The following is a 9,293-nucleotide window of genomic DNA, read 5'->3' as shown; positions in this document are numbered from 1 at the left end:
GTCACCAGCATTGGGGCTAGGTCATTCCGGGTTGCACCGGGTTGCACCGGGTTGCACCGGGTCGCACCGGGTCGCACGGGTCGCACCGGGTCGCGCTGGGCCCGAGGCGCCCGGCGCGGACCGCGTGCGGGCCGGGCGTCAGGGGCCGCCGATCCGGTCCAGTGCCTCTCGGGTGGCCCGGCACAGTTCCACGTCGCGGAGGATGCCCCCGTAGCGGCGCTCCGAGGCGATCACCGCGCGGAGTACGGGCAGGGCGGGCGTCGCGGGACGGCCGATCGCTCCCAGGGCCCGCACGGTCTGCAAGACCAGCGGGGGACGAGGTGGTCGCCCAGGGGGCGCAGTTCCGGCAGCAGGGTCGCGACGGCAGGGGCCGCGTCGCCGGTGATCCGCCACCACGCCCCGGCCGCGCCGACCCTGCTCCACTCGCCCGGGCAGTCGAGCAGGGGCCGGACGGCGTCTGCGTACGGCGCGGCGAGCGGGCCCAGGTCGGCGAGGTAGCGCAGCACCGGGCGGCCGGGTCCCGCCCGGACCGCCGCTCCGGTGACCCGCAGCGCCAGTTCCGGGTCGCCCGTGACGCGCCAGTGCGCCCAGGCCGCGGTCTGCGCCCCCTGCCACGGCTTCGGCGAGCGTTCGGTGCCGGGGCCGAAGCGCCACGGGCTCTGATCGCCCCGAGCGAGTCCGGCGAGCACATCGGCGGCCGCCGCGGCCGCCGGTCCGATCCGCCCCAGGGCCTCGGCCGCGGGCCGGGCGTGCCCGGTGTCCAGCAGCCCCGCCAGCTCGGGCGCGGCCGGAGCCGCGACCGGGCCCCACAGGGCGAGGACCTGCAGGACTTTGGCAACGCCCCGGGCCTCGGGGCCTTCGGCGAGCCGCTTGCGGAAGTCCGGGAGCAGCTCCGGCGCCCAACAGGCGCTTCGCCACCTCCGCGAAGAGCGGCTCGTCACTCCGCCAGCCGAGCAGCTCCTCCAACTTCGCCCAGGAGGAGCGCCGTAGCCCCGGAACGACCAGTCCGCGCAACAGGCCGGGAACCTTCTCCCGACCCGCCGGCACCCCTTCGAGCACATGCCAAGGCACTACGGCCCCCGTTCGTCCATGCCCGGGAGCTTAGGTCGACCGCGGTCGACCGCGGCCGGCGGGAGCGGCCGGAGCCGTTCCCGCCCGGAGCTCAGAGCTCGGTGACCTTGCCGTCCGCGACCTCCAGGCGGCGGGTCACGTGGACCGCGTCCAGCATCCGGCGGTCGTGCGTGACCAGCAGCAGGGTGCCCTCGTAGGCCTCCAGGGCGGATTCCAGCTGCTCGATCGCCGGCAGGTCCAGGTGGTTCGTCGGCTCGTCCAGCACCAGCAGGTTCACCCCGCGGCCCTGGAGCAGCGCCAGGGCCGCCCGGGTGCGCTCGCCGGGGGAGAGGGTGGCAGCCGGGCGGGTCACGTGCGCCGCCTTCAGGCCGAACTTGGCGAGCAGGGTGCGGACTTCGGCCGGTTCGGTGTCGGGAACCGCGGCGCAGAAGGCCTCCAGCAGCGGCTCGTCACCGAGGAACAGTCCACGGGCCTGGTCGACTTCGCCTACCAGGACGCCCGAGCCGAGGGTGGCGGAGCCGGAGTCCGGGGCGAGGCGGCCCAGGAGCACGGCCAACAGGGTGGACTTTCCAGCACCGTTGGCGCCGGTGATCGCGACCCGGTCCGCCCAGTCGATCTGCACGCTCGCCGGTCCGAAGGCGAAGTCCCCGCGACGGACGGCCGCTTCGCGCAGGGTGGCGACCACCGAGCCGGAGCGCGGGGCCGCCGCGATCTCCATGCGCAGCTCCCACTCCTTGCGCGGCTCGTCGACGACCTCCAGACGCTCGATCGCGCGCTGCGTCTGGCGGGCCTTGGAGGCCTGCTTCTCGCTCGCCTCGCTGCGGAACTTCTTGCCGATCTTGTCGTTGTCGGTGGCCTTGCGCCGGGCGTTCTTGACGCCCTTGTCCATCCAGCCGCGCTGCATCGCGGCCCGGCCCTCCAGCGCGGAGCGCTTGTCGGCGTACTCGTCGAACTCCTCGCGGGCGTGGCTGCGGGCCCGCTCGCGCTCCTCCAGGTACGCGTCGTAGCCGCCGCCGTAGAGGTTGATCTGCTGCTGGGCCAAGTCGAGTTCGAGGACCTTGGTCACGGTGCGCGTGAGGAACTCGCGGTCGTGGCTGATGACGACCGTGCCGGCGCGCAGCCCCTTCACGAACTGTTCGAGGCGCTCCAGACCGTCGAGGTCGAGGTCGTTGGTCGGCTCGTCGAGCAGGAAGACGTCGTACCGGGACAGGAGCAGCGAGGCGAGTCCGGCGCGGGCGGCCTGGCCGCCGGACAGCGCGGCCATCGGCAGATCGAGCTCCACCGCCAGCCCGAGGTCGTCCGCGACCTCCTGGGCCCGCTCGTCGAGGTCGGCGCCGCCGAGGTTCAGCCACCGGTCGAGGGTGTCGGCGTACGCGTCGTCGGCGCCGGGCGTGCCGTCGACGAGCCCCTGGGTCGCGGCGTCCAGCTCGGCCTGCGCGGCGGCGACACCGGTCCTGCGGGCCAGGAACTCCCGGATCGACTCGCCGGGGCGCCGCTCGGGCTCCTGCGGGAGGTGCCCGACGGCCGCGCCGGGCGGGGAGAGCCGCAGCTCGCCGGTCTCGGGGGCGTCCAGCCCGGCGAGCATCCGCAGCAGGGTCGACTTCCCGGCGCCGTTGACGCCGACGAGGCCGATGACGTCGCCGGGCGCGACGACGAGGTCGAGATCGGCGAAGAGCGTGCGCTCACCGTGCGCGGCGGTGAGTTTCTTGGCGACGAGGGTTGCAGTCATGATCTGCCGATCCTATCCGTGGCCCCGCCCTCCGGTCTCCGGGCCTGGTCCCGGGCCCGGCCGGACACCGGACCATGGCCGGATAGGTGGGATACATGTCATTGCGGCCATGGGGGGCGGTGTCACACGATGAGGTCATGTCGTTGCGAAACGTGCTCGTCGTCCTCTACGACGGCGTGCAGAGCCTGGACGTCACGGGGCCGGTGGAGGTGTTCTCCGGCGCCGACCGCCACCCCGGGCCGGCCCGGTACGCCATCCGGACCGTCTCCCCGGGCGGCGCCCCGGTCCGGACGAACAGCGGGCTGACGCTCGTCCCGGACGGGGACCTGGAGAGCGAGCGCCCGCGCGCCGGGACCACGCTGCTGGTGCCCGGCGGGCAGTACACGGGCGACTTCGAGCCGCGGCTCACCGACTGGCTGCGCGCGTACGGGAGGCGTGCGGAGCGCCTGGTGTCGGTGTGCACCGGGGGGCTGCTGCTGGCCGAGGCCGGTCTGCTGGACGGCCGCCGCGCGACGACCCACTGGTACGTGTGCGAGCAGATGGCCCGGGACTACCCGGCCGTCGTCGTCGAACCGGATCCGATCTACGTCCGGGACGGGCCGGTGGCCACGTCGGCCGGGGTGACGGCCGGCATCGACCTCGCGCTGGCGCTGGTGGAGGAGGACCACGGGCGGGAGCTCGCCCTGTCGATCGCCCGGCACCTGGTGGTCTTCCTGCGGAGGCCCGGGAACCAGGCGCAGTTCAGCGCGCAGCTGGCGGCGCAGACGGCGATGCGGGAGCCGCTGCGTGACGTACAGCACTGGATCACGGAGCACCCGGGGGAGGACCTGAGCGTGGAGGCGCTCGCGGCGCGGGCCGCGCTGTCGCCGCGGCACTTCGCGCGGGCCTTCCAGGCGGAGACGGGGGTGACGCCGGGGCGGTACGTCGAACGGGTACGGGTGGAGCACGCGCGGCGGATGCTGGAGGAGGGCGGCGAGGGCGTCGCCCAGATCTCCCGGGCCTGCGGCTACGGCACCCCTGAAGCCCTCCGCCGCGCTTTCGTGAAGACCCTGGGCCAGTCCCCGGCCGAGTACCGCCGCCGGTTCGGCGTGCCCCGCTAGACCCCATCGCCAGACCCCATCGCCAGACCCCATCGCCAGGACCGACCGGTAGACCCCGTCGGTCACGTCAACCGCTCCGGAGGAGCCATGCAGATCGCCGTACTGCTCTACGACCGGTTCACCGCCCTCGACGCCATCGGGCCCTTCGACACCCTCGGCCGGCTCCAGGGCGCCGAGACCGTCTTCGTCTCCGAGCGGCCCGGGCCCGTACGGACCGACAACGGATCGCTCGCGCTCGTCGCCGACAAGGGGCTCGGCGAGGTGACGAGGCCCGACATCGTGATCGTGCCCGGCGGGCCGCACCCCGACCTGCAGATGGCGAACCCGGTCGTCCTCGACTGGCTGCGGGCCGTCGACGCCACGACCACCTGGACCACGTCCGTCTGTACCGGTTCGCTGCTGCTCGCCGCCGCCGGCCTGCTCGAGGGGCGGCGGGCCGCCGGCCACTGGCTGTACCTGGACCAGCTGCCCGGGTTCGGCGCCGAACCCACCGGGGAGCGGGTCGTCTTCGACGGGAAGTACGTGACCGCCGCCGGAGTCTCCTCGGGGATCGACATGGGGCTCACGCTCCTCGGCCGCATCGCGGGGGACGAGTACGCGCAGACCGTGCAGCTGATGACCGAGTACGACCCGCAGCCGCCCTACGACGCGGGTTCCCCGGAGAAGGCGCCCGCCGAAATCGTCGCGCGGCTGCGTGCGCTCAACCCGCGGGCGGGGTCCAGGTAAAGGCAGGAGCCCGGCGCTCCAGGAACGCGGCGACACCTTCCGTGATGTCGCCGCTTCCGGCGGCCTGCGCCGCCCAGTACGCGTCCCGGTCGGTGCGGCCGTCCGCGAACTCCTTCGCCGCGGCCTGGGTGAGCTGTGAGCGCGAGGCCAGGATCCGGGTGAACTCCGCCACCCGCTTGTCCAGTTGGCCGGCCGGGTGCAGCTCGTCCAGGAAGCCGGTCCGCAGCGCCCGGCCCGCGTCGATCAACTCCGCGGAGAAGAGGAGGTACTTGGCGGCGGCCGGGCCGACCAGGGCCGCCAGCCGCCGCGTCGAGGAGGCCGGGTAGACGATGCCCAGCTTCGCCGGCGTCACGCCGAACGAGGCGCCCTCCTGTGCGAAGCGCAGGTCACAGGCGGCCGCCAGCTGGCTGCCGCCGCCCACGCAGAAGCCGCGGATCGCGGCGAGCGTGGGCTTGGGGAAGGCGGCCAGGGCCTCCTCCGCCGCCACGGCCAGGGCTTGCGGGTCGTCGTCCCCGGTCAGGGAGGAGATGTCCGCTCCCGCGCAGAAGGTCTCGCCGGCGCCCGTCAGGACCAGCACCCGTACGGCGGGGTCGGCCGCCAGCCCGGCCAGCAGCCCGGGCAGGCCGCGCCACATCGCCGCCGTCATGGCGTTGCGCTTGGCGGGGTGGGAGATCACGACGGTGGCGACCCCGTCGGCGACGGAGGGGAGGAGGGCTGCGTCCATGCGCCGGATGCTATCCCGGGCGGTCAAACCTATGATCAAAAGACCGGGACCCCGCAGGTCGGTGGACCGGCGGTCAGGGAGTCCGTCCGGGGGGTGCTGAAAGGTGGCGCGTCCATGGGCGCAGACCGTACCGAGCATGCAGACCGCAACGGCTTCCAGGGCGGCAAGGCCGGCAAGGACGACGGGGACGGCAAGGGCGACACGAAGAAGGTCAGCCGCAGCTTCGGAGTGATGGCCCTGCTCGGGGTGCTCCTGGTGCTGGCCGGGCTGGTGGGCCTCGTCTACACCGGTGTCGCCACCCTGACCACGATGTTCCTCTTCGGCTGGCTGCTGCTGGCCGGTGGCGCGGTGGGCCTGCTGCAGGCGTTCCAGTCCCGCAAGAGCAATTACTTCTGGCTCGCCGTCATCGTCGCCGCGATCAACATCGCGGCCGGTTTCGTGATCCTGCGCCGCCCCGAGGCGAGCGCGGAGGCGCTGACCATGTTCGCCGCGCTGCTGTTCCTCATCGGCGGGGTGTTCCGGCTGGCCGGCGGTGTCGTGGTGCGCGGCGCGCACTTCGGGCTGACCCTCGTCCAGGGGGCCTTCGGCATCCTGCTGGGCCTGCTGATCCTCTCCAACTGGCCCGGCAACAGTCTGTACGTGATCGGAACGTTCTTCTCGCTCGCGCTGCTGTTCGACGGTCTGAGTCTGATCGCCCTGGGCATGGGCGCGCGCCGCATCCTGGGTTTGGTCAGCGACGACGGCGGGCCGGCGGCGTCGGCGGGGGTGCCGGACACGGCGGCCGAGGCGGGCGAGACCACTGGGAAGCGACCCTCAGAAGATCAGGAACAGTCGAACAACTGACTCTGTCATACGCCAGTGGTCAGAAAGTGTCCGATTGACGCTGACTTCTGGTCAGTGGTCCGGCCCGGACCGCTCGGGTCCCCACTCTTGACGCGTGGAGACGATCGAGCGTGAAGACGGGGGCCGGGAGATGGATGTCAGCGGGAGCGTCCCGCCAGTCAAGGGGGGTGAGCCGGAGGTCGCGGCTGCCCCCCTCGCATATGAGGGAGTGTGGCGTTTCACGGCTCCCGCCGTAGAAGGATCCGTTCCGCAGGCCCGCCGGGCGGTCCGCGACCTGCTCGGCCGCCAGGAGGTGCCGGCCGACCGGGACCTGGTGTACTCCCTGCTGCTGATCGTCTCCGAACTCGTGACGAATTCGGTCCGGCACGCGGCCCTGCTCTCGCCGGAGGTCGCGGTCGAAGTCGCCATCGGCCGGGAGTGGGTACGGGTGGCGGTCGAGGACAACCACCCGTACCGGCCCAAGGCGCTGGAGGCCGACTTCGGCCAGACCGGCGGCCGCGGGCTGCTCCTCGTCAGGGAGATCACCCTGGAGGCCGGCGGAGTCTGCGACGTGGAACACACCTCGACGGGCGGGAAGGTGATCTGGGCGGCCCTGCCGCTCACCACGCCTGCCGCGTCGCCGGCCGCCACCCCGACCTCGGCGGTCTGAGGCGGCGTACGGCGACACGGGCTCGGCCGAGGAGGCCTACCAGCCCGCCGCGTCACCCGTCAGTTCACGGATCGCGGGCCGGGCCGCGTCCAGCACCGTCATGAACCAGGCCGAGAAGGGAACCTCGGCATGCCGCTTGGCCAGCTCCTCGGCCGTGACGAAGGCGGTGTCCGCGATCTCCTCCGGGTCGGGCCGCACCGTCGACTGCGCGAGTCCCACGAACAGGTGGTTGTACTCCTGCTCCACCAGACCCGACGCGGGGTCCGGGTGGTTGTAGCGCACCGTCCCCGCCTCGGCCAGCAGCGTGGGCGACAGCCCGAGCTCCTCGTGGGTCCGCCGGGCCGCGGCCGCGAAGGGCGACTCCCCGGGGTAGGGGTGACCGCAGCACGTGTTCGACCAGACGCCGGGGGAGTGGTACTTCCCGAGGGCGCGCTGCTGGAGCAGCATGCTGCCCTGCTCGTCGAAGAGGAACACGGAGAACGCGCGGTGCAGCAGACCGGGGGCCTGGTGGGCGGAGAGCTTCTCCGCCGTGCCGATGGTGCTGCCGGACTCGTCGACCAGTTCGAGCATGATCGGTTCTTGAGTGCCGGTGCCGGTGGACGCGCTGTTCGCGGCGGTGGCTGGTGTGGTCGGCATACCCATCCTTCGCTTCGGACTTCGGCCTTCAGTCTGCCGTACAAAAGCAGATACCCCTGACTTCGGTGATCCGCGCATGTCCGCCCCCCGCCACGTGATATGCGGCGAGGGGCGGAGGAAATTCAGCCCATGGGGATGTCCGTCAGATTCCGAACGGGGCCGGATATCCGATCGTGCCCGCCGGCACCGGGAGGCGGTCGTCGAGCACCAGCGCCATCATCGCCTCGTCGGGTACCTCGAAAGGCGCCCGGATCCCGAACCGCGAAGCAGCTACGAACCCGAAGCGCGCGTAGTACGCGGGATGCCCGAGGACCAGGACCAGTGCCTCCCCCCGCTCACGTGCCGCCGCGAGCACCGCCCGTACGACCGCGCTGCCGGCGCCCGAGCGTTGGAGCGCGGGATCGGCCGCCACCGGCGCGAGCGCGAGCGCCGGGACCCCGTCCACCTCGCACCTGGTCAAGAGGGCGTGGGCCGCGACCGACCCGTCCGGGCCCTCGGCCACGTAGGAGAGGCCGGGCAGCCAGGAGCCGTCCGTCCGCAGCGCGTCCACGAGGTCCGCCTCGGCGCGGGTCTCGAAGGCCGCCGAGTTCAGCGCGTGGACGGCTGCCGTGTCGGCCCCGGTCTCGGGGCGGGTGGTCCAGGCGCCGCCGTCGCCGGCCGTGACCGGGCGCAGGACGTAGGCCGTGTACCCGTACTCGTGCCCGTACCGCTCCCGGGTGTCGAGCTCCTCGCGTACGAAGCCCAGCGCGGCCGCGGCCTGCGGCCCGGCCGGCTCCGGAGCCGCGGCGGCCCGCTCGCCGAGGGGGCCGTAGTAGGCGGCCCAGTCGGAGTCGGGATGGCGGTGGACGGCGAGCACCCGGTACCCGGCGGCCTGGACGGCGGCCAGGTTGCGGGCGGTGGTGCGCAGCGCGTAGTGCGGGTCCCAGAAGGCGCGGACCCCGGCGGAGGGCTCCTCGACGGTCCATTCGCACTCGCTGAGCACGAGGGTGCCGCCGGGTGCGAGGAGCCGCTTCCACCGCCGGAGCGCGGTGGCGAAGCCGATGTTGTAGGCGGAGCCCTCGGCCCACAGGAGGTCGAAGGAACCATCCGGACAGGGGAGGTCGCCCATGTCGGCCTTGACGGCCCGGACCCGGTCGGCGAGCCCGCGGGCCGCGGCGGCGGCGCGCACCTCGTCGAGGAAGCCCTCGTACAGGTCGACGGCGGTGACGTCGGCGCCATGGGTGCCGGCTTCGGCGGCGAGCAGCAGCGCGCTGGGGCCCGGACCGCACCCCAGGTCGAGGACGCGCGGCCGCTCGGGCAGCGGTCCGCACAGGGACAGCAGGTGACGGGTGGTGGCCTCGGATCCGGGTGACTGCCGGGGCAGGCCCCGGTGCAGCTCCATGAAGGACTCGAAGAAAGCGGTGTTACCGGTGATGTCGGTCAACGCGAACCCTTGAACGGGGGCTCCGGCCGACGAGGCCGCGAAGATCGCGAGGATCAGGCCTGGCCGGATGCCCGGAAGGAAGAAGGGGGGATGTACCGGAGCGCGTCGCTGCCCGTGGCCGCGACCTCTGCGACGGTCATCAACCCACCTCTTTCTCTCTCGGTTCCGTATGGGACGTATTGACGAGACTGGTACACGTCTGCGGTCAGCCTAACATCGAGGCGGTTTGAGTCCCCCGGCGTTCTCGTCAATGATGATCGCCACCGGGCGCACAGCCCCGGAATATTCGGCTTGTCGGGGCGCAAACGGGTGGTGAACCCCTCCTTCCGTTCATCCGATAGCCTCTGCCGACGTGCCGCCGCCCCCTGGCGCACGTCCCGTGTTCGTGCAAG

At 72.9% G+C, this 9,293-nt stretch carries 9 protein-coding genes; 4 read left to right on the top strand and 5 right to left on the bottom strand.

Features of this window, described 5'->3' with window-relative positions; genetic code table 11:
• Positions 1 to 230: 230 nt before the first annotated feature.
• Together J7F03_RS30480 and J7F03_RS30475 are read right to left on the bottom strand one after the other, a co-directional pair.
• Complete coding sequence (locus tag J7F03_RS30480; protein ID WP_214955149.1) at positions 231 to 941, bottom strand: hypothetical protein; 711 nt, start codon at positions 939 to 941, stop codon at positions 231 to 233.
• 221 nt (positions 942 to 1,162) lie between these two features.
• Positions 1,163 to 2,800, bottom strand: a complete 1,638-nt coding sequence (locus tag J7F03_RS30475) for an ABC-F family ATP-binding cassette domain-containing protein (protein ID WP_214955147.1) — start codon at positions 2,798 to 2,800, stop codon at positions 1,163 to 1,165.
• 137 nt (positions 2,801 to 2,937) lie between these two features.
• On the opposite strand from J7F03_RS30475, the gene J7F03_RS30470 reads away from it, so the two are divergent.
• The gene (locus tag J7F03_RS30470) at positions 2,938 to 3,900 is read left to right on the top strand and encodes a GlxA family transcriptional regulator (protein WP_214955145.1); all 963 of its coding nucleotides are present in this window, start codon (positions 2,938 to 2,940) and stop codon (positions 3,898 to 3,900) included.
• A gap of 87 nt (positions 3,901 to 3,987) precedes the next feature.
• On the top strand, positions 3,988 to 4,626 hold the full coding sequence (locus J7F03_RS30465; RefSeq protein ID WP_214955143.1) for a DJ-1/PfpI family protein: 639 nt from the start codon (positions 3,988 to 3,990) through the stop codon (positions 4,624 to 4,626).
• On the opposite strand, the gene J7F03_RS30460 is transcribed toward J7F03_RS30465, so the two are convergent.
• The gene (locus tag J7F03_RS30460) at positions 4,601 to 5,350 is read right to left on the bottom strand and encodes an enoyl-CoA hydratase/isomerase family protein (protein ID WP_214955141.1); all 750 of its coding nucleotides are present in this window, start codon (positions 5,348 to 5,350) and stop codon (positions 4,601 to 4,603) included. The genes J7F03_RS30465 and J7F03_RS30460 overlap by 26 nt on opposite strands.
• Positions 5,351 to 5,581: 231 nt before the next feature.
• On the opposite strand from J7F03_RS30460, the gene J7F03_RS30455 reads away from it, so the two are divergent.
• Positions 5,582 to 6,193 (top strand): HdeD family acid-resistance protein, encoded by a 612-nt coding sequence (locus J7F03_RS30455; RefSeq protein WP_251072728.1) that lies wholly within the window; start codon positions 5,582 to 5,584, stop codon positions 6,191 to 6,193.
• Between the two features lie 130 nt (positions 6,194 to 6,323).
• Entirely contained in the window at positions 6,324 to 6,842 is a 519-nt protein-coding gene (locus J7F03_RS30450; protein WP_214955163.1) for an ATP-binding protein, read from the top strand.
• 36 nt (positions 6,843 to 6,878) lie between these two features.
• On the opposite strand, the gene idi is transcribed toward J7F03_RS30450, so the two are convergent.
• Both idi and J7F03_RS30440 read right to left on the bottom strand, forming a co-directional pair.
• Positions 6,879 to 7,478, bottom strand: coding sequence for an isopentenyl-diphosphate Delta-isomerase (gene idi, locus J7F03_RS30445; protein ID WP_214955137.1), 600 nt, complete (start codon positions 7,476 to 7,478; stop codon positions 6,879 to 6,881).
• 142 nt (positions 7,479 to 7,620) lie between these two features.
• Positions 7,621 to 8,859 carry a bifunctional class I SAM-dependent methyltransferase/N-acetyltransferase gene (locus J7F03_RS30440; protein WP_214955160.1) on the bottom strand — a complete coding sequence of 413 codons (1,239 nt, stop codon included), beginning with the start codon at positions 8,857 to 8,859 and terminating at the stop codon, positions 7,621 to 7,623.
• Between the last annotated feature and the right edge of the window lie 434 nt (positions 8,860 to 9,293).

The organism is Streptomyces sp. ISL-43 (assembly GCF_018614195.1).
In the GTDB taxonomy this organism is placed as follows: Bacteria; Actinomycetota; Actinomycetes; order Streptomycetales; family Streptomycetaceae; genus Streptomyces.
Note: the sequence above shows the minus strand (reverse complement) of the source record. Positions and strands in the feature narration are given on the sequence as shown.

Excerpts from the sequence above, each read along its gene's own strand:
- J7F03_RS30475 (WP_214955147.1), bottom strand. The coding sequence starts at position 2,800 with ATGACTGCAACCCTCGTCGCCAAGAAACTCACCGCCGCGCACGGTGAG.
- J7F03_RS30470 (WP_214955145.1), top strand. The coding sequence starts at position 2,938 with ATGTCGTTGCGAAACGTGCTCGTCGTCCTCTACGACGGCGTGCAGAGC.
- J7F03_RS30465 (WP_214955143.1), top strand. The coding sequence starts at position 3,988 with ATGCAGATCGCCGTACTGCTCTACGACCGGTTCACCGCCCTCGACGCC.
- J7F03_RS30460 (WP_214955141.1), bottom strand. The coding sequence starts at position 5,350 with ATGGACGCAGCCCTCCTCCCCTCCGTCGCCGACGGGGTCGCCACCGTC.
- J7F03_RS30455 (WP_251072728.1), top strand. The coding sequence starts at position 5,582 with ATGGCCCTGCTCGGGGTGCTCCTGGTGCTGGCCGGGCTGGTGGGCCTC.
- J7F03_RS30450 (WP_214955163.1), top strand. The coding sequence starts at position 6,324 with ATGGATGTCAGCGGGAGCGTCCCGCCAGTCAAGGGGGGTGAGCCGGAG.
- idi (WP_214955137.1), bottom strand. The coding sequence starts at position 7,478 with ATGCCGACCACACCAGCCACCGCCGCGAACAGCGCGTCCACCGGCACC.
- J7F03_RS30440 (WP_214955160.1), bottom strand. The coding sequence starts at position 8,859 with ATGGAGCTGCACCGGGGCCTGCCCCGGCAGTCACCCGGATCCGAGGCC.